We start from the raw sequence: 19,818 nt of genomic DNA, 5'->3' as shown, positions 1-19,818 counted from the left end.
CGCGGTCAGATCGAGAAGCTGACGCCGCAGCCGCAGCTGGAGGCGGCGTTTGGATTGCGGACCACGAACTGGGCGCCGGCCAGTTCGTCGACATAGGCGATCTCGGAATTCTTCAGGAAGGGGACCGAGACGGGGTCGATCAGGGCGGTCTGGCCGTCGGCCTGGATTCGCAGGTCGTCGTCCTCGGCCGTCTCGACCAGTTCGAACCGGTACTGGAAGCCCGAACAGCCGCCGCCGTCCACCGCCACGCGCAGCATCAGGGTCTTGCCCTCGGCCGCGCTCAGTTTGGCCAGGCGTTTGGCGGCGCTGGCGGCCAGGACAATGCCTTCCGGCGCGCGCGTGGCGACGCTGAAGGCGGGTGTGGACGGTTCTGTGGATTGGACGGTGCTCACGGCTGTCTATATGAGGCGCGCAAGGGCGTTCGCAAAGGGCCGCCCGCATCAAAGCAGCCTCAAAGTTGATGACTTGAGCCAGACACCTCTCGCCCCGTACGCCGAACGCGCCGATCTGACCAAGGGCCGCCGCTTCTTCGAGCCGCCCAGCCGGACCCGCACGGCCTTCGCGCGCGATCGCGACCGGATCATCCATGCGACCGCCTTCCGCCGCCTGAAGGAGAAGACCCAGGTCTTCGTGGCGCACGAGGGCGATCACTACCGCACCCGCCTGACCCATTCGCTGGAGGTGGCGCAGATCGCCCGGTCGCTGGCCCATGCGCTGAGGCTGGACGACGACCTGGCCGAGACGGTGGCCCTGGCCCACGACCTGGGCCACCCGCCCTTCGCCCACGCCGGCGAGGACGAACTGGTGATCCAGATGACCGACCACGGCGGCTTCGACCACAACGTCCAGAGCTTCCGCGTCGTCACCGAGCTGGAGAACCGCTATCCGCAGTTCGACGGCTTGAACCTGAGTTGGGAGACGGTCGAGGGGGTCATCAAGCACAACGGCCCGGTGTCGCACCGGCTGGACGAGCCGGCCTGGTCGGTGGTGCGGCCCTACAGGACGGGCGGGGAGGCGGGCTGGGATCTGCGCCTGGGCACCTTCGCCTCGCTGGAGGCCCAATGCGCGGCCATCGCCGACGACATCGCCTACAACAACCACGACGTGGACGACGGGGTGCAGGCGGGGCTGATCACCCTGCAAGACCTGGATCAGGTGCCGTTGATCGGACCCATGCTGGCCGAGGTGCGGCGCGACTGGCCGGCCATCGACGACCGGATGCTGCGGATCGAGGCCGTGCGGCGGATGATCGGCGTCATGGTCGAGGACGTCCTGGCCGAGACGGCCCGGCGGCTGGAAGAGGACCGGATCGGTTCGACCGAGGATGTCCGCACGGCGACGCGGACCATGGTGGATTTCTCGCGGTCCATGCACGCGGACCTGGCCGTCCTGCGCAAGTTCCTGTTCGAACGGATGTATCGCCACTACCGGGTCAACCGAACCCGCAGCCAGGCGCGGCGGGTGCTGTCGCAGCTGTTCGAGCTGTTCATGGCCGAGCCGGAGGTGATGCCGCCGGAGTGGGCCGTGCCGGCGGCCACCGAAGACCGAACCCAGAGGGCGCGCGCGGTGTGCGATTACATCGCCGGGATGACCGACCGCTACGCGATAGAAGTCCACCAGAAACTGTTCAGCCTCGACCTGGCCCTCGATCTGTGATTCGAAAGACGGCGGCGGGGCGTTAAACTCATTATTCGGCGCGCCGATTCGCAGCGCCGGACCCACGGCGGAGTGCGACCATGTCTTTCGATGACGAAAACCGACCGGGCCGGGGCGCCTATACGCCCCCGACCGACGACGACCTGCCCTTCCGTCGCAACTCCTATGATCCGCGCAGCGGCCGCAATGTCGGCTCGGGCGGGGGCAAGGTGCCGCCGGTGACTTTGATCATCAGCGCGGTGGTCCTGCTGGTCCTGATCATCGCCGTGATCTTCTTCTATCGTTCGGGCATGCGCGCCTCGACCGACGCGCCGCCCGCCGTGGGCCAGCCCGTCGGCGAGATGAAGACCGCTCCGCCCGTGGACGCCCAGCCGGTGGATCCGGCCGACGGGGTGCGGGTCTATCGCGACGAGGCCGAGACGACCGACGCGCCCGTCACCTTCACCCCGCCGCCCGAGGCGCCCCAGCCGCGTCCGGCCGCGCCGCCCGCCGCCGCCCCGACCGGACAGGGCTTGCCGCCGGCCAAGGCCGCCCCGGCTGCAACCCCGGCCGCCCCTGCGCCCCGTCCGGCCGCCCCGGCCTCCGCAGCGGCGACGCCTGCGCCGGCCGCCGGCGCCGCCACGGGTTCCGCCTCGGTCCAGATCGGCGCCTTCTCCTCCACCGAGATCGCCGACCGCGAATACGCCGCCGTCGCGGGTCGCTTCGGCCAGTACGCCTCGGGCGCCCAGAAGCGGGTGACCGAAGTCACCTCGTCCAGCGGTTCAACCCTGTACCGCACCGCCTTCTCGGGCCTGTCGCGCGAGCGGGCGGTCGCCTTCTGCAACGCCCTGAAGGCCGCCGGACGGGATTGCATCGTTCGGTGACCTCCGCCGCCATCTACGGCTGTTCGGGCCACCGGCTGACCGACGACGAACGCGCCTTCTTCGCCGAGGCGCGGCCCTGGGGCTTCATCCTGTTCCGGCGCAATATCGACACGCCGGAACAGGTGCGGGCCCTGACCGACGAACTGCGCGCCGCCATCGGCGACGCCGACGCGCCCATCCTGATCGATCAGGAGGGCGGGCGGGTCCAGAGGATGGGACCGCCCCACTGGCCCAAATACCCCCCCGCGAGCGCCTATCTGGAGGCGGCCGGAGATATCGACGCCGCCCGAGAACTGGTGCGGTTGGGTGCGCGGCTGATGGCGCACGACCTGCGCGAGGTGGGAATCAATATTGATCTGCTGCCGGTGCTGGACGTACCTGTGCCAGGCGCCCACGACATCATCGGCGACCGCGCCTATGGCCGCGATCCGCAGACCGTGGCCCTGCTGGGTCGCGCGGCGGCGGAAGGATTACTAGCGGGCGGGGTGCTGCCCTGCGTCAAACACATGCCGGGCCACGGTCGCGCTTTCGCCGACACCCACAAGGACTTGCCGACGGTCCATGCCGATCTAGAGACCTTGGACGCCTGGGATTTCGCGCCGTTCAAAGCCCTGTCCGACATGCCGATCGGCATGACGGCGCACATCGTCTTCACCGCCATCGACGCAAAACGCCCCGCCACCCAGTCCAAGAAAGCGATCCGACTGATCCGCGAGCGTCTTGGCTTCGGCGGTCTGCTGCTGTCGGACGACCTGGTGATGAACGCCCTGTCCGGCAGTCTGACCCAGAGGGCGCACAAGGCGCTTAAGGCGGGATGCGACGTCGTGATCCACTGGAACGGCGACATGGATGAGATGCGTCAGGTCGCCGAGGGAGTCGGACCGCTGAAGGGCGGGGCGCTTCGCCGGGCCGAGGCGGCGATGGCGCGGATCGTGCGGGTTCCAGAACCCCTTGATCCGGTCGCGGGCCACGAACGCTTCTTCCGGGCGATGGCGGGCAAGACGGACGCCGCCAAGGGGCCGGACGTGGGCGAGGCGCAGGCATGAGCCGCCTGGACCCGATCGGCCCCAAGCCGCGCGAAGCGCGGTAGGCCGACAAGGATGACCGACGCCTTTCAGCCCAATCTTGATTTCAGCGCCGCCGCCGAGGCCGAGGAGCGCGAGGCCTTCGTCGTCGATCTGGACGGCTACGAGGGGCCGCTGCACGTCCTGCTGGCCCTGGCGCGAACCCAGAAGGTCGATCTGCTGAAACTGTCGATCACCCGGCTGGCGGAACAATATCTGGCCTTCGTGCACGAGGCGCGGCGCAGGAATTTCGCCCTGGCGGCGGACTATCTCGTGATGGCGTCCTGGCTGGCCTATCTGAAGTCTCGCCTGCTGTTGCCGCGCACCGAAAAGGACAAGGGCGAGGAGCCGCCGGCCGAGGCCATGGCCGCCGCCCTGGCCTTCCGGCTGCAAAAGCTGGAGGCCATGCGCAAGGCGGTGGACCAGCTTTTGGCGCGGCCCCAGCTGAAGCGCGACGTCTTCACCCGCGGCGATCCCCAGGCGACGGTGATCGTCCCCTCCGACCGGATCGACGCCAGCCTGTATGACCTGATGAGCGCCTATGTGACCCAGCGCCGCCGCGAGGAGGGGCGGCGCTATTCGCCCGGCCAGCGGGTCGAGGCCTTTCCGCTGGAGGCGGCGCGCGACTGGCTGCGCGAGATCATGCCGCGCCTGGCCGACTGGACCCCGCTGGACCAGGTGGCGCCCCATCCCGAAGACCCGGACGGCCCCAGCCAGGCCAGCTATACCGCCTCGACCCTGTCGGCCAGCCTGGAGCTGGTGAAGGAGGGGGCCATGGACATCCGCCAGACGGCGCCCTTCGCGGAGCTGTATCTGAAACGCCGTGGAGGCGGACATCCGCTGGAGCTGACGCCGTGAGCGATCTCTCCTTCCAACCCGACGATGGCGAGATCGAGCGCCGGGTCGAGGCGCTGTTGTTCGCCGCCGCCGGGCCGCTGAGCGCCGCCGAGATCGCCGGCCGTCTGCCCGAAGGCGCCGACGTCGCCCGCGCCCTGTCGGGTCTGCGCGCCCGATACGAGGGGCGGGGCGTGGAGCTGGACTGCGTCGCCGACCGCTGGCGGTTCCGCACGGCGGCGGATCTGGCCTTCATGATGACCGAGGAGCGAGAGGAGCCCCGCCGCCTGTCCAAGGCCGCGCTGGAGACCCTGGCCATCATCGCCTATCACCAGCCCGTCACCCGCGCCGAGATCGAGAGCGTGCGCGGCGTCACCCTGTCGAAGGGCACGCTGGACCTGCTGCTGGAGATGGGGTTCGTGCGTCTGCGCGGGCGCCGACGGACGCCGGGTCGGCCCGTCACCTACGCCACCGCAGATCGGTTCCTTGAACATTTCGGCCTGGCGACCCTGTACGACCTGCCGGGCGTGCAGGAAATGAAGGCGGCGGGCCTGCTGGACCTGTCGCTGCCCGTCGGCTTTGAACTGCCGGATCCCGGACGAGGCGCGGACGTCGACGAGGACAGTCTGACGAACGAAAACGACGCGCCGGAGTTCGCGCAGGACTTTGTCGGCGAGGAACGCTAGGCGGGATCGATAGAGGGGCGTCAGGTCGTCAGCAGCCGAGGCAGCTTGAAGGTCACTGTCTCGCGCGCCCCCCCGTCCTCGGTGACGGTGGCGTCGAACCGTTCCGCGATGGCGTCCACCAGGGCGGCGATCAGCGGTTCGGGGGCCGAGGCGCCGGCGGTGACGCCCACCGTCTGGACCCCGTCGAACCAGCTCCAGTCCACCTGGGAGGCGTCGTCGACCAGCCGGGCGTCACGGGCGCCGGCGCGCATCGCCACCTCGACCAGCCGGGCCGAGTTGGACGAGTTCTTGGACCCGACCACCAGCACCAGCTCGCACCCTTCGCCCAGCACCTTGACCGCGTCCTGGCGGTTGGTGGTGGCGTAGCAGATGTCTTCCTTGTGCGGGTCGGGCAGTTCGGGGAAGCGCCGCTTCAGCACCTTCAATATGCCCGCCGTGTCGTCGACCGACAGGGTGGTCTGGGTCGCATAGGCCAGGGGGGCGTCGCCGGGCCGTTCGAACGATTCGGCGTCGGCCTCGGTCTCGATCAGGCTGATGGCCCCCGGCGGCAGTTGACCCATGGTGCCGATCACTTCCGGATGGCCGGCGTGGCCGATCAGGATGATATGGCGGCCCGCGTCATGATGACGCTCCGCCTCCACATGGACCTTGGACACCAGGGGGCAGGTGGCGTCGAGGAACAGCAGTTGTCGCGCCTGGGCGTTGGCGGGAACCGACTTGGGCACGCCGTGCGCCGAGAAGACGACCGGCCGGTCGTCCGGGCATTCGTCCAGCTCCTTGACGAAGATCGCGCCCATGGACTTCAGCCGCTCGACGACATGGCGGTTGTGCACGATCTCGTGCCGCACATAGACGGGCGCGCCGTATTTCTTGATCGCGCGCTCGACGATCTGGATCGCCCGGTCCACCCCGGCGCAGAAACCGCGCGGCGTCGCCAGCCGCACCGCGATGGGGCGGCGTTCGGGCGAGGGGGCGGGGACGTGCATGTTCATGGCCGCAACCTAGTCGTTCGCGCGACATATCGCCATGCAGGGCGACCGAATCCCTGGTCTTGAACAGCGACGCATCGCCACGGTCAGGCCTTATCCGGCGAAAATCGAGTTCGAACAAAGATTTAACCTCCGTTCACGACGCCTTGACCTCTTGGCCGCTCACGATTAGTTTCCGCGCCGAATTCAGACCCGCCCAAACACATTGTTTGAGCGCTGAGAGCACAGGTCCTGTCCCCCATGTCGGAATCGCGCGAAGAGGCGATCAAACGCCTCCAAGACAGCGCATCCGCATTGGAGGCGCGGACCACGGTGGAGAAATCCGCCGAGCTGACCGGCCATCAGGTGTCGGGTCAGGCCTACAAGATCATCGCCGAGCTTCTCGGCGGCGTCTTCGTGGGTCTTGCGGCGGGTTTCATCGCGGACTGGGTCTTCGGGACCCGTCCGTGGGGTTTGATCGGCGGGGTCCTGTTGGGCTTCGCCTTGTCGATTTACATGGCGCGTCGCACAGCCAACCGGCTGATGGCGCAGGCCAAGGCGTTAGGTACGTCGGCTCCGGCCGATCCTTATGTCGAGGCCGACGAAGACGGGGAACGATAGGGCTTCATGGCCGATCCGATTCATCAGTTTCAGATACAGAAGGTCATCGATCTTCCTGACGTGACCCTGCCCGTTCTGGGTACGGTCGATTTGGCCGTGACCAATTCGCACATCGCCATGACGGCCGCCTTCGTCGTGATCGTCGGCTTCCTGGCCGCCGTGACCTCGAACGCCCAGGTCGTGCCCGGCCGATTGCAGGCCGCAGGCGAGGGCGTGTTCGGCCTGATCGACAATCTGGCCGATTCCATCATCGGTCATGAAGGCCGCAAGTATTTCCCATTCGTCTTCACCCTGTTCATGCTGATCCTGGGCATGAACATCCTGGGTCTGTTCCTGACCTTCACGGCGACGTCGCAGCTGGCCATCACCGTTACCTTCGCCCTGATCACTTTCGGTCTGGTGCTGGTGGTCGGGTTCGCCAAGAATGGCCTGGGCTTCTTCAAGCTGTTCTGGCCGATGGGCGCGCCGCTGGCGCTGCGTCCGGTCGTCGGTCTGATCGAGTTCGTCTCCTTCCTGCTGCGTCCTGTCACCCTGGCGCTTCGTCTGTTCGGCAACATGCTGGGCGGCCACGTGGCGCTGAAGATCTTCGCCGGCTTCGTCGTCTCCCTGGGCCTGCTGGGTCTGGGCGGCGGCGTCGGCCTGCTGGCCTTCCCGGTCGCGGCCCTGTCGCTGGGCATGGTCGTCGCCCTGACCGCCCTGGAGTTTCTCGTGGCCTTCCTTCAGGCCTTCGTCTTCGCCGTTCTGGCCTGCATCTATCTGAATGATGTGGTCAACCTGGATCACGCCCACTAAGGGCAGGACCAGTCTCTTCACCCCAACCACCAACGACTTAAATCTAGGAATACAATCATGGACGCTGAAGCCGCCAAGTACATCGGTGCCGGTCTCGCAACCCTGGGCATGATCGGTTCGGCCCTGGGCGTGGGCAACATCTTCGGTCAGTTCCTGGCCGGCGCCCTGCGCAACCCGTCGGCCGCCGCCGGCCAGGTCGGCAACCTGTTCGTGGGCGCCGCCCTCGCCGAAGCCCTGGGCATCCTGGCCTTCGTGCTCGGCATCCTGATGATCTTCGGCTGATATCAGCCGATACCGGCGCGCGGGGCTCGCCCGCGCGCCGTTTCATCTGATCCTGCAGCAGACGGTTCATGGCCAGCACCCACACCAATCATGCGGTTCCGGCTTCGGTCGAAGCGGACCTGCACGCCGAGACGGCGACCGCCGCCGAGCACGGCTCGGGCGGCCTGCCGCAATTCCAGTTCGAACACTGGGCGGGACAGATCGGCTATCTGCTGATCCTGTTCGTCATCCTGTATGTTCTGGTCTCCAAGGTCTTCGCGCCGCGCCTTCGCAAGGTGATGGACGAGCGGGCCGATACGATTTCCAACGCCGTCGCCACCGCGCGTCAGGTTCAGGCCGAGGCCGCCGACCAGGCAGCTCAAGCCCAGGCTGAAGTCGCCAAGGCCCGCGCCGACGCCCGCGCCATGGCCGCCGCCGCCAAGGCCCGCGTGACCGAAGACGCCGCCGCCCGCCAGGCTGCGGAAGAAGCCGTCGTCAACGCCCGCATCGCCGAGGCCGAGACCGCCATCGGCAAGACCCGCGACGCGGCCATGGCCAATGTCGCCGTGATCGCCTCCGACGCCGCCGCCGCCATGGTCGAGCGCCTGACCGGCAAGGCCGCCACCTCGGGCGAGCTGGCTACGGCCAAGGGAGCCGTCTGATGAACCTGATCTTCGAACACGGCATCTGGAGCTTCGCCAATGCGGAGATTTGGGTCGGGATCGGCCTGCTGATCTTCTTCGGCATCCTGATCGCCGCCGGCGTGCCCAAGATCGCCGCCGCCCAACTGGACGCCAAGGGCGCCAAGATCCAGGCCGACCTGGACGAGGCCGCCCGTCTGCGCGCCGAGGCCGAGGCCCTGCTGGCCCAGATCCGCAAGGAAAAGGCCGAGGCCGAGGCTCAGGCCGCCGAGATGATGGCCCAGGCGGAAGCCGACGCCCGTCGTCTGGAAGTCGAATCCAAGGCCAAGCTGGAAGAGACCCTGGCCCGTCGCCAGAAGATGGCCGAGACCCGCATCGCCCAGGCGGAGGCCCAGGCCTCGGCCGAGGTCAAGGCGGCCGCCGCCGACCTGGCCGCCAAGGCCGCGGAACAGATCCTGGCCGCCCGCCTCGCCGGCGGCGCCAAGGACCCGCTGCTGGACGCCGCCATCGCCCAGATCGGCGATCGCCTGAACTGAGGCCGGCCGGCTTAGCCGAACGAAAAAAGGCCCCCGGCGTCGCTGGGGGCCTTTTCTTGTGTCTAATGCCCCGCTGTCAGTGGGCGGTGGCGCCGCCCATGAAATGGGCCGCCTGGCGCTTCTCGCGTGTCACCAGTCGGGCGTAGACATTGCCCAGCACGATGCCGAACACCGCATGGGTGATCAGCAGCCAGCCGATGGTGCCGAAGCCGGCGGCGGCCGAGAAGGTCCGGTAATCGCCCAGCATCAGGATGGCCCCCATCATCACCACCCAGGCGCCGACGGCGAAGACGATGCCCTTGGTCTCGGGGGTGTCGGTGGGCAGGCGGGGACACATCAGACCGAACAACGGCCCCAGGATGAAGACGCCGCTGAAGGCGTGGATCGCCCAGCCGACGGCCATGTTTCCAGGCATGCCGATCATGGTGGCGATGACCCCCTGGAACGGGTCGAACCAGTTCAGGAACAGGTTGGGTATTTCAAGCAAGGAAACGGCGACGGTCGCGGCGACGCCCGCGATCATGCCCTTTTGTACGCGTGACATCATGACCTTAGCGCCTCCCAACGCATTTGGTGGTTCTCTGATAACGCCCAGACAGAATACGCCTGTAGAGGGAGAAGGGCGTTCACGATGATGTGGTTAGCAGTTGCGACAACGCAACCGCGAGACGGTCTGTCAACTAGCGGAAAAGCTTCCGGAAATAGCGACGAAGCATCTTCCGCAACCGCGTCAGACGTCGGCGGGGTCTCTTAAGCACGACCTTCTCGGCGCGCAGGGCCTGCTGCCAGAAGACAGGAGCGAACTCCGGCTTTTTGCGCATGAGCCGCCGGAACGGATAGACCCATTTGGGCCGGGCGTATTGGGCACGAATGAACAGCCGCTTGGCCCAGAAGGAGCTCTTCAGGATCAGCATCAGGCCGACGGCGATGACGGGAATGCCGCCTGGACCCGGCAGGGGCGCGATCAGAATTCCCAGAAGCACCACGAACAGCCCGCCCGCCATCAGCGCCCATCGCTTCAGCGCGCGAAGCGTACGGCTGCGCGCGCGGTAGGACGGAAGGCGGATCGCGGTTGCGAAGGTCAAGTCGGCGCCAGACAGAGAGGAGGGAGGTCCTGTGACAACGATCGTCACGACCGCCCGATCCCGACTCGGGAGAGGAAAGAGCGACCGTGGCCAGCCTGCCACAGGCTCGTTAAGACCGTGTGTCCATGGCCGATCCGTGTCTACGGCGTGAAGCTTTGGTCATGATTGATCAAGGGCTTCTGGCTGTTGCCTCCAGGACACAATAGGGGGAGGTCACCCCTCTTCAACCTTCGTCATCCTCGCCCTTGCGGCGAGGATCCATACTCCCGGTGTTTCCGCAGAATGCGCCTTCGTCTGGCGCTGGGAGTATGGATCCCAGGGACAAGCCCTGGGATGACGGGGCCTATCCGTCGCCCTTACGCCGCCTGGTTCGACCCTGCCGGCGCGGTCCAGCGCAGCACCGGCGAGCGGGCGGCGCGGGTTTCGTCCAGGCGGCGCAAGGGGGCGTGGAAGGGCGCGCCCTTGAAGCGATCGACGTCGCCGGCTTTCGCGGCCTCGGCCAACAGGCGCATCGCGTGGATGAAGCGATCCAGTTCGGCCTTGGACTCGGTTTCCGTCGGCTCGATCAGCATGGCGCCGTGGACGACCAGCGGGAAATACATGGTCATCGGGTGGAAGCCCTCGTCGATCATCGCCTTGGCGAAGTCGAGCGTGGTGATGTCCGTGCCCTTCAGCCATGCGTCGTCGAACAGGGCCTCGTGCATGCAGGGGCCATCGGGGAAGGCCGCCGACATCAGGTCCGACAGCCGGGCCTTGATATAGTTGGCGTTCAGCACTGCATCCTCGGCGACCTGACGCAGGCCGTCGGCGCCATGCGACATCATGTAGGACAGGGCGCGCACATACATGCCCATCTGGCCCTGGAAGGCGCACAGGCGGCCAAAGGCCTGCTCGGCCTCGTCTTCCTCGCGCTCGATCAGGCGATAGCCGTTGTCATCATGCACGACCCAGGGGGCCGGGGCGAAGGGCGCCAGGGCTTCCGACAGGACCACCGGACCCGCGCCCGGACCGCCGCCGCCGTGCGGCGTCGAGAAGGTCTTGTGCAGGTTGATGTGCATCGCATCGACGCCCAGATCGCCCGGACGAACCCGGCCGACGATGGCGTTGAAGTTGGCGCCGTCGCAATAGAAGTATGCGCCGGCCGCGTGCGTCAGGCGGCTGATCTCCAGGATGTCGCGCTCGAACAGGCCGCAGGTGTTGGGGTTGGTCACCATGATGGCGGCGACGTCGTCGCCCAGCTTGGCGGCCAGGTCGGCGACGTCCACGCGGCCGTCCTCAGTCTGGGCGACCTCGACGACGGTGTAGCCGACGAAGGCGGCGGTGGCCGGGTTAGTGCCGTGGGCGCTGGTGGGCACCAGAACCTTGCGGCGCTTCTCATGCTGGCCCGAGGTCTCGTGGGCGGCGCGGATGGCCATCAGGCCGCACAGCTCGCCGTGCGCGCCCGCCTTGGGCGACAGGGCGACGGCGGGCATGCCGGTCAGGGTCTTCAGCCAGTGCGCCAGCGTGTCCATCAGCTCGAGCGCGCCCTGCACCGTCGAGATCGGCTGTAGCGGGTGGATGTCCGAGAAGCCGGGCAGGCGGGCCATCTTCTCGTTCAGGCGCGGGTTGTGCTTCATCGTGCACGAGCCCAGCGGATAGATGGCCAGGTCGATGGCGTGGTTCTTCTGGCTCAGGCGCACATAGTGGCGCATGGCCTCTGGCTCGGACAGGCCCGGCAGGCCGATCGGATCCTTGCGGACCAGGTCGCCCAGGTCAGAGCCGTCCGTCTTGGGCTCGGCCAGATCGACGCCGGTCTTGCCCCAGCCGTCGCCTTCGAAAATCAGGGCTTCGTTCTGCAACAGGCCGCGGCCGCCGGTCAGGGTGGCGGGCTTGGTCGTCACGGCGTTCGGAGCGGTCGGACGGCCGACGGTGTTCATGGTGCTCATGGTCGTTATCCCTTACGCGCCGAGGACTTTGGAGAGCGACTTGGCGAGGATCTGGATGTCGGCATCCAGCGTCGTCTCGGTCGCGGCGACCAGCAGGACGTCGTCCATGCCGGCTGCGGGGGCCAGGCGGCTGTAGGGCACGCCGGCCAGGATGTGGTGGCCGGCCAGTTGATCGACCACCTCGGCCGCGTTCTTGGGCAGACGCACCGCGAACTCGTTGAAGAAGCGCGAGGTCAGGATTTCGACGCCCGGAATGGCGGCCAGGGCGTCGCGGGTGGCGACGGCCTTCTCGTGGTTCAGCAGGGCCAGTTTGCGCAGGCCCGTCTCGCCCAGCAGGCTCATGTGAATGGTGAAGGCCAGGGTGCAGAGGCCGGAATTGGTGCAGATGTTCGACGTCGCCTTGTCGCGGCGGATATGCTGCTCCCGCGTCGACAGGGTCAGGACGAAGCCGCGCTCGCCGTCGGCGTCCACCGTCTCGCCGGTCAGGCGGCCGGGCATCTGACGGATCAGCTTCTCGCGCGTGGCGAACAGGCCGACATAGGGGCCGCCGAAGTTCAGGGCGTTGCCGATCGACTGGCCCTCGGCGGCGACGATGTCCGCGCCCATCTCGCCGGGCGACTTCAGCAGGCCCATCGACACCGCCTCGGTGACCACGACGATCAACAGGGCGCCGGCGGCGTGGGCGGCCTCGGCGATCTTGGTGACATCCGTCGCCGTGCCGAAGACGTTCGGGGTCTGAACCACGACGCAGGCCGTGTCGGGACCGATCTGGTCGATCACGGCGGCCTCGGCGTCGACGGCGGCGGCCAGGACCTGGGTCTCGACGCCGACGGCGTGGACCACGGTTTCGGTCGCCTTGACGTAGTGGGGGTGCACGCCGCCCGAGATCACCGCCTTGTTGCGGCGGGTCACGCGGGTCGCCATCAGCACGCCCTCGGCCATGGCGGTCGAGCCGTCATACAGGCTGGCGTTGGCCACCGGCATGCCGGTCAGGTTCGCGACCTGGGTCTGGAACTCGTACAGGTACTGCAGGGTGCCCTGGGCGATTTCCGGCTGGTAGGGGGTGTAGCTGGTCAGAAACTCGGACCGCTGGATCACATGATCCACCGTCGCCGGGACATGGTGCTTGTAAGCCCCTGCGCCGCAGAAGAAGGGCACCGCGCCGGCCGTCGCGTTCTTGGCGGCCATGGCGGACAGGGCGCGTTCGACCTCCATCTCGCCGGCCACGCGGGGCAGGTCCACCGGCCCGTCCAGTCGCGCCGCCTCGGGCACGTCCACGAACAGGTCGTCGATCGATTTCGCGCCGATGGCGGCGAGCATCGCCGTGCGGTCGTCGGGCGTCAGGGGGAGGTAGCGCATGTTCTATTCCGCTCATCCCGGCGAAAGCCGGGACCCAGTGTTTTGGGCGATCGGTCGCGTCGATCTAAAGAAGAGCCGCTCATCCCACGCACCCTGCCTCGCGAAAGACCTGGGTCCCGGCTTTCGCCGGGATGAGCGGATGAAGTCAAAGCGTCTTCAGGAACTCGTCGTAAGCGGCCTGGTCCATCAGGGCGTCCAGCTCCGAGGCGTCGGACATCTTGATCTTTGCGAACCAGCCGTCGCCTTCCGGGGCGGCGTTGACGGTTTCCGGAGCGGTCGACAGGGCGTCGTTGGCCTCGACCACTTCGCCCGAGACGGGGGCGTAGACGTCGGAGGCGGCCTTGACGCTTTCGACCACGGCGAAGCTGGCGCCCTTGGCGACGGTCTTGCCGACCTCAGGCGTTTCCACGAACACCACGTCGCCCAGGGCGTCGGCGGCGTGCTTCGAGATGCCCACGGTGGCGATGTCGCCGTCCAGGCTGACCCACTCGTGATCCTTGGTGAACTTCATGATCTAATCCTCAGACGGTCTTCGGTTTGCGGTAATAGCGTTGCGCCACGAAGGGCATGGCGACGACTTCGGCGGCGGCGGACTTGCCGCGCACGACGACCTTCAACTCCGTACCCAGCGCGGCATACGCCGGCGGCACGAAGCCCATGGCGATGTTCTTGCCCAGCGTAGGGGAGGGGCCGCCCGAGGTGACCTTGCCGATGACGTTCCCGTCAGCGTCGGCGATCTCGGCGCCTTCACGGGCCGGGGCGCCTTCCTTGACGATCAGGCCGATGCGGACGCGTGAAGGACCGTCGGCCAGTTCCTTCAGGATGCGGTCGGCGCCGCTGAAGTCCGCGCGCTCCTTGCGCGACTTGGACAGGGCGAAGGTCAGGGCGCCTTCGACCGGGCTGGTGGTCGGGTCGATGTCATGGCCGTGCAGCGGCAGGCCGGCTTCGAGCCGCAGGCTGTCGCGGGCGCCCAGGCCGATCGGCTTGACGCGGGCGTCTTCCAGGATGGTGTTCCAGACGCGCTCGGCCTGGTCCGCAGGCACCGAGATCTCATAGCCGTCCTCGCCGGTGTAGCCCGAACGCGAGACATAGCAGTCGACGCCGAACAGCATCAGCCGGGCGCATTCCATGAAGCCCATTTCGGTCAGGAGCGGCTCGTGGGCGGCCATGACCTCGGCGGCTTCCGGTCCCTGGATGGCGATCAGGGCGCGGTCCAACACCGTCAGTTTGGCGTCGCCTTGAAGATTCGCCTCCCAGAAGGCGAAGTCCTCGTCCTTGTTGCCGGCGTTGACGACGACGAACAGGCCGTCATGGTCGGGACGGCCGGCCATCAGATCGTCGATGATCCCGCCGTCCTTGTTCAGCAGCAGCGAATACTTCTGCTTGCCGGCCTTCAGGATTTCATAGTCGCCGGGCACGAACCGCTCGAACTGGGCGGTCGCGTCCTCGCCGGTGATCTTGCACTGGCCCATGTGCGACACGTCGAACAGGCCGGCGTGTTCGCGGGTCCAGCGGTGCTCGGCCAGGACGCCCTCATACTGGACCGGCATGTCATAGCCGCCGAAGCCCACCATCCGGGCTCCCAGAGCGCGGTGCGCGGCGTTCAGGGGCGTGGTCTTCAGGGCTTGGTCGGTCATGGTTCAGGCTTTCACGGTCGCGTTTGGTGGCGGAGCTCCGCCGTCTTCGCGCCCCCGCTGTCCTGAAGCCTGAGAGATTCCGGCGGTCAGACCACCTTGCTCCGTCGGCGCGCCCTGATCCCGAGAAGGGGGCGACTTTCCAGCGTCCGTATGCTGTCGCGGTCCGTTTGCCTGAGCGTTTCCGGGGCGGTTGCGCCTTCGGCGTCGGGGGCCGGCCTGCCGGTCCCGAACTCTCCCGCGAGAGCATCCGACCTAAGCCACCGACTCCGGGCCCAAGTCAAGCGTTGGCGGCTTTCGGAGGCCGTCCGGCGGCGTCATTGTCGCCGTTCGCATCGCCTGTTGTTGAGTCGCCCTTGCCCTCGCGCCGTTGGCCCGCCAAGAACGGGAACCGCCTCAGCCGCACCGGACCGACCGCATGACCGCCGACCGCACCCGTCTCGACGCCCATATCGCCGCGCTCGACGCGCCCGAGGGTCTGAAAGCGGTGCTGACCGTCGTCGCCGCCACCTGCGCCGACATCAGCAAGGTCGTCGCCGGCGGCGCCCTGGCCGGGGCTCTGGGCGCCTCGGGCCAGATCAATGTCCAGGACGAGGAGCAGAAGAAGCTCGACGTCATGACCAACGACATGCTGACCGACGCCCTTCTGGCCAGCCCCGCCGTCGCCGGCGTCGCCTCCGAGGAAATGGACGAGGTCCAGCCGGCGACCCATTCGACCGGCCAATATCTGGTCCTGTTCGACCCGCTGGACGGGTCGTCCAACATCGACATCAACGCCATGGTCGGGACCATCGTCTCGGTGCTGAAGTCCACCACGCCGACGCCGACCGAGGCCGACTTCATGCAGCCGGGCCGCAACCAGGTCGCGGCCCTCTATGCCCTGTACGGTCCCCAGACCATGCTGGTCCTGACCACGGGTGCGGGCGTGAAGGGCTTCACCCTGTCGAACGACGGCGACTGGATCCTGACCCACGACGACATCGCCATATCGCCGGACACCAAGGAGTTCGCCATCAACATGTCAAACCTGCGCCACTGGTCCGAGCCGGTGCAGACCTATGTGGGCGACCTGCTGAAGGGCGACGAAGGCCCGCGCGGCAAGAACTTCAACATGCGCTGGGTAGCGGCCATGGTCGCTGACGTCCACCGCATCCTGATGCGCGGCGGGGTCTTCCTGTATCCGTGGGACAAGCGCGAGCCGAACAAACCCGGTAAGCTGCGCCTGATGTACGAAGGCAATCCGATGGCCTTCCTGGTCGAACAGGCCGGGGGCAAGGCGACGACGGACGGGACGCAGCCCATCCTGGACATCCAGCCCGAGCATCTGCACCAGCGCATCCCCGTCGCCCTGGGTTCGGCCAACGAGATCGACGCCTACGCGGGCATGTGATGCAGATTTTCGAGACCGACGCTCTCCTGGTTATCGACCCGCAGAACGACTTCTGCGAGGGCGGCGCTTTGGCGGTCGCGGGCGGGGCGGGGATCATGCCCCTGATCAACCGGCTGGCGGACCGGTTCGACCGGGTGATCCTGACCCAGGACTGGCACACGCCGGACCAGATCAGCTTCGCCTCCAACCACCCCGGCGCGGCCCCCTTCACCGAGATCGAGGTCGCCTACGGCCGCCAGATGCTGTGGCCCGATCACTGTATCCAGGGCGCGCCCGGCGCCGACTTCCATCCCGACGCGGCACCCACGGTGCAAAAGGCCCTGGCCGTGATCCGCAAAGGCTACCACCCGGCGGTCGATTCCTATTCCGGCTTCTTCGAGAACGACCATCGCACCCCGACGGGCCTGGCCGGCCTGCTGCGCGACCTGGGCGTGACCCGGGTCTTCCTCGCGGGCCTGGCCTTCGACTACTGCGTCCGCTTCACCGCGGAGGATGCGGTGCGCGAAGGCTTCGAGGCCGTGGTCATCTCCGACGCCAGCCGCGCGATCGCGCCTGAGACGGCGGCGGCGGCGCGGGACAGTTTCCGGGCGCTGGGGGTGTCGGACATTGAGGCTGCGGCCCTGCTGGGTTGATCTCAGCTCACTCCCAGAAATCCTCCGCCTCCGGAATGCGGGTGAAAGCGATCTTGGCGCCGATGAATTCGGGCAGGCCCGCCTTGGGACCGATGCTGACGGTGTCCTTGCCATAGCGGCGATTGAGGGCGTCCAGCGCCTGGGACAGGCGCAGGGACGGGGCCTCGCCGCCCTGATCCGGCCCGGTATCGAACAGGTCCGTCTCGAAGGCGTCACGGGATTTCAGCCCGTGAACCCCGACACCCACATAGCTCAGCCGTCCGGCCTCCAACTCAGGCTCGACCTTGCGCCACAGGACATCCAGCGCGGTCAGCAGGGCGAAGGTGTCCTGCGTCGGCGCGACGGGGCAACTCATAGCCGCCGTCTCCCAGCCTCGCCGGTCGCTTCTGGGCGTCGCCTTCGGTCCCATGTCCAGATGCAGGGTCAGGCTCGCCCCCGTCAGGCCCATTCGCCGCAGCCGCGCCCCGCATTTGACCACCAGCCGCCGCGCCACGGCGCGCGCCTTGTCCGGGGTCCGCATGGCCTGGGCCAGGACGTGGCTGTGGCTGATGGAGGCCGGGGGCTTCTCCGGCGTCGGCTCGCTGTCCAGGCCATGCAGGCCACGCCAGATGCGTTCGCCCTCGATACTGTTCCAGACCGCGCGCGCCTGCCGGGCGCTCATGGTCCACAGGCCTGCGGTGTCCGCGACGCCCGCCGCCTCCAGCCGCAGTCGCATCCGCGGGCCTATGCCGGGATATTTCGACAGCGGCAGGTCCAGCAGCGGGCCGGGCAGTTCGTTCGCTCTCAGGATGGTCAACCCGGCCGGCTTCTTCATGCCGCAGGCGGTCTTGGCCAGGAACCGCGACGGGGCCAGCCCGATGGACGAGCGCAGACAGTCGCCGACATTCTCCAGGATGCCGGCCTGAATCCGTCGAGCCAGGGCGACGGCGTTCGCCTCCTGCCGTTCGGGGCCGAGCAGTTCGCACGAACATTCGTCGATGGAGCCGACCTTCCACACAGGCACGTGGCGGTCGATCTCGGCCATGATCTTCTTGTGGACCGCGACATAGAGGTCCGGCCGCGCCTCGGCGACGATCAGGCCGGGGCACAGTTTGCGCGCCTCTGACACCCGCATCCCCGTGTGGACGCCCCAGGCCTTGCTTTCATAGCTGGCGGCGATGGCCCCGGTGTATTCGCTCATCGCTGGCCGGACGATGACAGGTCTGCCCTGCCAGTCCGGGTTCATCTGCTGCTCGACGCTGGCGAAGAAAGCGTTCAGATCGACGAACAGCCAGCGTAGGCCCGCGCTGTCTTCGTTCGCCTGTTCCATAAACGGAACATATCAGGAACATTTAGCGTCGGGAAGATAAAGTGATGTTTGGCGCACTCTTTGATCCGTCATCCTCGGCACAAGGCCGAGGATGACGGGTGGGGGATGGGATGGCGTCAGACCGCCGCGTAGGCATCCACCTCAGCCAGGAACGCCGCCTTTTCAGTCTCGCCCAGGAACGACCCCTCGAAACTGTTCTGCGCCAACAGCGTCACCTGATCCCGCGTCAGCCCCACCGCCGCCGCCAACCGGCTGTAGTTGTCGTTCACATACCCCCCGAAATAGGACGGGTCGTCCGAGTTCAGGGTGACGTGCAGGCCCCGACGCAGCATCTCCGGCACGGGGTGGTCCTTCAGGTCATTCACCACGCACAGTTTCAGGTTCGACAGGGGGCAGACGGTCAGGGTCATCTGCTCGCGCGCCAGTCGCTCCACCAGGGCTTCGTCCTCCATTGAGCGATTGCCGTGGTCCATCCGGTCGATGTGCAGCAGGTCCAGCGCCTCGTGGACATAGGCCGGCGGGCCTTCCTCCCCGGCGTGGGCGCACAGTTTCAGGCCCAGCTCACGCGCGGCGGCGAAGACGCGCTGGAACTTGGAAGGCGGATGACCGACCTCCGACGAATCCAGCCCCACCCCGATGAAATGATGCAGATAGGGCTTGGCCGCCTCCAGGGTCGCGAACGCCTCCTCCTCGGTCAGGTGGCGCAGGAAGCTGAGGATCAGCCCCGAACTGACGCCCAGTTCCGCCTTGGCCCGGTCCATCCCCGCGATCAGCCCCTCCACCACCACGCCGAAGGCCACGCCCCGGTCGGTATGGGTCTGGGGATCGAAGAAGATCTCGGCGTGGCGCACATTATCGGCGGCCGCCCGCTGGAAATAGGCGAAGGCCAGATCCTCGAAATCCTTGCGCGTCAGCAGCACGGCCGCCCCGGCGTAGTAGATGTCCAGGAAGTCCTGCAGGTTCGAGAAATCATAGGCCGCCCGCACCGCCTCGACGCTGTCATAGGGGATGGACACCCCGTTGCGCTGCGCCAGTTCGAACATCAGCTCCGGCTCCAGCGAGCCTTCGATGTGCAGGTGCAGCTCCGCCTTGGGCAGGCCGGCGATATAGGCGTCGAGGTCGGTGTCAGGTGCCAGATTCATAGGTCATTCTTTCGTGCATAGTCATCCAGACCCATGATCTCGATGTTTGTCGCGTCGGACGCCCGCGTCTTGGCGATGAGTTTCTTGTCCGCCGTCAGAAGGGGCGCGCCCAACTGTTCGGCGTGGGCGATGTAGAAGCAGTCATAGGCCGGATGGTCCAGCGCGATCGCCAATTCCACCGCTCGTTCGATCAGCCTGCGACCGGGCTCTACATCCAGGTTCATGGTTTCGATCAGTGTGACCGCCTGCATCGCCTGATCGCGAGTGATGTCGCCCATCCGACAGCGCTTCCAGATGATGTTGGCGCATTCCGACAGGATCAGATCAGGCGCCGACCAGGGCTGAGCGCGCAGGGCGGCGACGGCGATGGGGCTGTCGGGTTCATAGAGCGCGACCTTGATCGCCACGCTCGCGTCCACG

The 19,818-nt window shown here is 67.3% G+C and carries 23 protein-coding genes and 2 riboswitches; of the genes, 12 read left to right on the top strand and 11 right to left on the bottom strand.

Annotated features, from left to right (window positions below; all coding sequences use genetic code 11):
• Positions 1-5: 5 nt before the first annotated feature.
• Entirely contained in the window at positions 6-323 is a 318-nt protein-coding gene (gene erpA, locus AC1RSI_RS06810; RefSeq protein WP_035308391.1) for an iron-sulfur cluster insertion protein ErpA, read from the bottom strand.
• Between the two features lie 142 nt (positions 324-465).
• Here erpA and AC1RSI_RS06805 point away from each other — a divergent pair, with 142 nt between their 5' ends.
• From AC1RSI_RS06805 to scpB, 5 genes are all read left to right on the top strand, one after another.
• Positions 466-1,656: a deoxyguanosinetriphosphate triphosphohydrolase gene (locus AC1RSI_RS06805; protein WP_008264115.1), complete on the top strand. Its 1,191-nt coding sequence runs from the start codon at positions 466-468 to the stop codon at positions 1,654-1,656.
• 80 nt (positions 1,657-1,736) lie between these two features.
• The gene (locus AC1RSI_RS06800) at positions 1,737-2,519 is read left to right on the top strand and encodes an SPOR domain-containing protein (protein WP_447941442.1); all 783 of its coding nucleotides are present in this window, start codon (positions 1,737-1,739) and stop codon (positions 2,517-2,519) included.
• Complete coding sequence (nagZ, locus tag AC1RSI_RS06795) at positions 2,516-3,565, top strand: beta-N-acetylhexosaminidase (protein WP_035309008.1); 1,050 nt, start codon at positions 2,516-2,518, stop codon at positions 3,563-3,565. Before AC1RSI_RS06800 ends, nagZ begins: the two co-directional genes overlap by 4 nt.
• Positions 3,566-3,619: 54 nt before the next feature.
• On the top strand, positions 3,620-4,441 hold the full coding sequence (locus AC1RSI_RS06790) for a segregation and condensation protein A (protein ID WP_154725562.1): 822 nt from the start codon (positions 3,620-3,622) through the stop codon (positions 4,439-4,441).
• On the top strand, positions 4,438-5,103 hold the full coding sequence (gene scpB, locus AC1RSI_RS06785) for an SMC-Scp complex subunit ScpB (protein ID WP_008262461.1): 666 nt from the start codon (positions 4,438-4,440) through the stop codon (positions 5,101-5,103). Before AC1RSI_RS06790 ends, scpB begins: the two co-directional genes overlap by 4 nt.
• Positions 5,104-5,123: 20 nt before the next feature.
• Here the strand turns inward: scpB and ispH are convergent, their stop codons facing one another.
• Positions 5,124-6,095, bottom strand: coding sequence for a 4-hydroxy-3-methylbut-2-enyl diphosphate reductase (gene ispH / locus AC1RSI_RS06780; protein ID WP_008261647.1), 972 nt, complete (start codon positions 6,093-6,095; stop codon positions 5,124-5,126).
• Between the two features lie 237 nt (positions 6,096-6,332).
• Here ispH and AC1RSI_RS06775 point away from each other — a divergent pair, with 237 nt between their 5' ends.
• The 5 genes from AC1RSI_RS06775 to AC1RSI_RS06755 all read left to right on the top strand — a co-directional run bounded on the left by AC1RSI_RS06775 (position 6,333) and on the right by AC1RSI_RS06755 (position 8,922).
• The gene (locus AC1RSI_RS06775; RefSeq protein WP_008261665.1) at positions 6,333-6,692 is read left to right on the top strand and encodes an AtpZ/AtpI family protein; all 360 of its coding nucleotides are present in this window, start codon (positions 6,333-6,335) and stop codon (positions 6,690-6,692) included.
• Positions 6,693-6,698: 6 nt separating this feature from the next.
• Positions 6,699-7,484 (top strand): F0F1 ATP synthase subunit A, encoded by a 786-nt coding sequence (locus AC1RSI_RS06770; protein WP_008262197.1) that lies wholly within the window; start codon positions 6,699-6,701, stop codon positions 7,482-7,484.
• Between the two features lie 57 nt (positions 7,485-7,541).
• Complete coding sequence (locus AC1RSI_RS06765) at positions 7,542-7,766, top strand: F0F1 ATP synthase subunit C (RefSeq protein ID WP_008261286.1); 225 nt, start codon at positions 7,542-7,544, stop codon at positions 7,764-7,766.
• A 68-nt stretch (positions 7,767-7,834) separates the two neighbouring features.
• Positions 7,835-8,407, top strand: coding sequence for a F0F1 ATP synthase subunit B family protein (locus tag AC1RSI_RS06760; protein ID WP_008263958.1), 573 nt, complete (start codon positions 7,835-7,837; stop codon positions 8,405-8,407).
• Positions 8,407-8,922, top strand: coding sequence for a F0F1 ATP synthase subunit B (locus AC1RSI_RS06755; RefSeq protein ID WP_008258724.1), 516 nt, complete (start codon positions 8,407-8,409; stop codon positions 8,920-8,922). Before AC1RSI_RS06760 ends, AC1RSI_RS06755 begins: the two co-directional genes overlap by 1 nt.
• A 76-nt stretch (positions 8,923-8,998) precedes the next feature.
• Here the strand turns inward: AC1RSI_RS06755 and AC1RSI_RS06750 are convergent, their stop codons facing one another.
• The 6 genes from AC1RSI_RS06750 to gcvT form a co-directional block, all read right to left on the bottom strand.
• Positions 8,999-9,469 (bottom strand): DUF6789 family protein, encoded by a 471-nt coding sequence (locus tag AC1RSI_RS06750; RefSeq protein ID WP_035309002.1) that lies wholly within the window; start codon positions 9,467-9,469, stop codon positions 8,999-9,001.
• 133 nt (positions 9,470-9,602) lie between these two features.
• Entirely contained in the window at positions 9,603-10,007 is a 405-nt protein-coding gene (locus AC1RSI_RS06745) for a hypothetical protein (protein ID WP_154725560.1), read from the bottom strand.
• Between the two features lie 356 nt (positions 10,008-10,363).
• The gene (gcvPB, locus tag AC1RSI_RS06740; protein WP_008261196.1) at positions 10,364-11,932 is read right to left on the bottom strand and encodes an aminomethyl-transferring glycine dehydrogenase subunit GcvPB; all 1,569 of its coding nucleotides are present in this window, start codon (positions 11,930-11,932) and stop codon (positions 10,364-10,366) included.
• 12 nt (positions 11,933-11,944) lie between these two features.
• A complete protein-coding gene (gene gcvPA, locus AC1RSI_RS06735; protein WP_154725559.1) occupies positions 11,945-13,291 on the bottom strand; it encodes an aminomethyl-transferring glycine dehydrogenase subunit GcvPA in 1,347 nt (448 codons plus the stop codon).
• Between the two features lie 145 nt (positions 13,292-13,436).
• Positions 13,437-13,802, bottom strand: a complete 366-nt coding sequence (gcvH, locus tag AC1RSI_RS06730; RefSeq protein WP_154725558.1) for a glycine cleavage system protein GcvH — start codon at positions 13,800-13,802, stop codon at positions 13,437-13,439.
• A gap of 10 nt (positions 13,803-13,812) precedes the next feature.
• A complete protein-coding gene (gene gcvT, locus AC1RSI_RS06725) occupies positions 13,813-14,928 on the bottom strand; it encodes a glycine cleavage system aminomethyltransferase GcvT (protein WP_154725557.1) in 1,116 nt (371 codons plus the stop codon).
• A gap of 55 nt (positions 14,929-14,983) precedes the next feature.
• A riboswitch (glycine riboswitch) is annotated at positions 14,984-15,073 on the bottom strand.
• Between the two features lie 4 nt (positions 15,074-15,077).
• Positions 15,078-15,176: riboswitch (glycine riboswitch) on the bottom strand.
• 167 nt (positions 15,177-15,343) lie between these two features.
• Here gcvT and AC1RSI_RS06720 point away from each other — a divergent pair.
• Together AC1RSI_RS06720 and AC1RSI_RS06715 are read left to right on the top strand one after the other, a co-directional pair.
• Entirely contained in the window at positions 15,344-16,315 is a 972-nt protein-coding gene (locus AC1RSI_RS06720; RefSeq protein ID WP_008259819.1) for a class 1 fructose-bisphosphatase, read from the top strand.
• Entirely contained in the window at positions 16,315-16,947 is a 633-nt protein-coding gene (locus AC1RSI_RS06715) for a nicotinamidase (RefSeq protein ID WP_008261932.1), read from the top strand. Before AC1RSI_RS06720 ends, AC1RSI_RS06715 begins: the two co-directional genes overlap by 1 nt.
• A gap of 7 nt (positions 16,948-16,954) precedes the next feature.
• On the opposite strand, the gene AC1RSI_RS06710 is transcribed toward AC1RSI_RS06715, so the two are convergent.
• The 3 genes from AC1RSI_RS06710 to AC1RSI_RS06700 form a co-directional block, all read right to left on the bottom strand.
• Entirely contained in the window at positions 16,955-18,256 is a 1,302-nt protein-coding gene (locus AC1RSI_RS06710; protein ID WP_035308993.1) for a Y-family DNA polymerase, read from the bottom strand.
• Positions 18,257-18,372: 116 nt separating this feature from the next.
• The gene (locus AC1RSI_RS06705; protein ID WP_154725556.1) at positions 18,373-19,398 is read right to left on the bottom strand and encodes an adenosine deaminase; all 1,026 of its coding nucleotides are present in this window, start codon (positions 19,396-19,398) and stop codon (positions 18,373-18,375) included.
• Positions 19,395-19,817 (bottom strand): type II toxin-antitoxin system VapC family toxin, encoded by a 423-nt coding sequence (locus AC1RSI_RS06700; RefSeq protein ID WP_255343284.1) that lies wholly within the window; start codon positions 19,815-19,817, stop codon positions 19,395-19,397. The genes AC1RSI_RS06705 and AC1RSI_RS06700 overlap by 4 nt, the downstream gene beginning before the upstream one ends.
• Between the last annotated feature and the right edge of the window lies 1 nt (position 19,818).

Source organism: Brevundimonas sp. GW821-FHT10E09, assembly GCF_058809375.1.
The sequence above is the reverse complement of the archived record's forward strand: the minus strand, read 5'-3'. Positions and strand labels throughout refer to the sequence as shown.

What these genes read in the sequence shown, in the direction of transcription:
- AC1RSI_RS06800 (WP_447941442.1), top strand. Translation starts at nt 1,737, where the DNA reads ATGTCTTTCGATGACGAAAACCGACCGGGCCGGGGCGCCTATACGCCC.
- AC1RSI_RS06790 (WP_154725562.1), top strand. Translation starts at nt 3,620, where the DNA reads ATGACCGACGCCTTTCAGCCCAATCTTGATTTCAGCGCCGCCGCCGAG.
- ispH (WP_008261647.1), bottom strand. Translation starts at nt 6,095, where the DNA reads ATGAACATGCACGTCCCCGCCCCCTCGCCCGAACGCCGCCCCATCGCG.
- AC1RSI_RS06775 (WP_008261665.1), top strand. Translation starts at nt 6,333, where the DNA reads ATGTCGGAATCGCGCGAAGAGGCGATCAAACGCCTCCAAGACAGCGCA.
- AC1RSI_RS06770 (WP_008262197.1), top strand. Translation starts at nt 6,699, where the DNA reads ATGGCCGATCCGATTCATCAGTTTCAGATACAGAAGGTCATCGATCTT.
- AC1RSI_RS06765 (WP_008261286.1), top strand. Translation starts at nt 7,542, where the DNA reads ATGGACGCTGAAGCCGCCAAGTACATCGGTGCCGGTCTCGCAACCCTG.
- AC1RSI_RS06760 (WP_008263958.1), top strand. Translation starts at nt 7,835, where the DNA reads ATGGCCAGCACCCACACCAATCATGCGGTTCCGGCTTCGGTCGAAGCG.
- AC1RSI_RS06755 (WP_008258724.1), top strand. Translation starts at nt 8,407, where the DNA reads ATGAACCTGATCTTCGAACACGGCATCTGGAGCTTCGCCAATGCGGAG.
- AC1RSI_RS06750 (WP_035309002.1), bottom strand. Translation starts at nt 9,469, where the DNA reads ATGATGTCACGCGTACAAAAGGGCATGATCGCGGGCGTCGCCGCGACC.
- gcvPB (WP_008261196.1), bottom strand. Translation starts at nt 11,932, where the DNA reads ATGAGCACCATGAACACCGTCGGCCGTCCGACCGCTCCGAACGCCGTG.
- gcvPA (WP_154725559.1), bottom strand. Translation starts at nt 13,291, where the DNA reads ATGCGCTACCTCCCCCTGACGCCCGACGACCGCACGGCGATGCTCGCC.
- gcvH (WP_154725558.1), bottom strand. Translation starts at nt 13,802, where the DNA reads ATGAAGTTCACCAAGGATCACGAGTGGGTCAGCCTGGACGGCGACATC.
- gcvT (WP_154725557.1), bottom strand. Translation starts at nt 14,928, where the DNA reads ATGACCGACCAAGCCCTGAAGACCACGCCCCTGAACGCCGCGCACCGC.
- AC1RSI_RS06720 (WP_008259819.1), top strand. Translation starts at nt 15,344, where the DNA reads ATGACCGCCGACCGCACCCGTCTCGACGCCCATATCGCCGCGCTCGAC.
- AC1RSI_RS06715 (WP_008261932.1), top strand. Translation starts at nt 16,315, where the DNA reads ATGCAGATTTTCGAGACCGACGCTCTCCTGGTTATCGACCCGCAGAAC.
- AC1RSI_RS06710 (WP_035308993.1), bottom strand. Translation starts at nt 18,256, where the DNA reads ATGGAACAGGCGAACGAAGACAGCGCGGGCCTACGCTGGCTGTTCGTC.
- AC1RSI_RS06705 (WP_154725556.1), bottom strand. Translation starts at nt 19,398, where the DNA reads ATGAATCTGGCACCTGACACCGACCTCGACGCCTATATCGCCGGCCTG.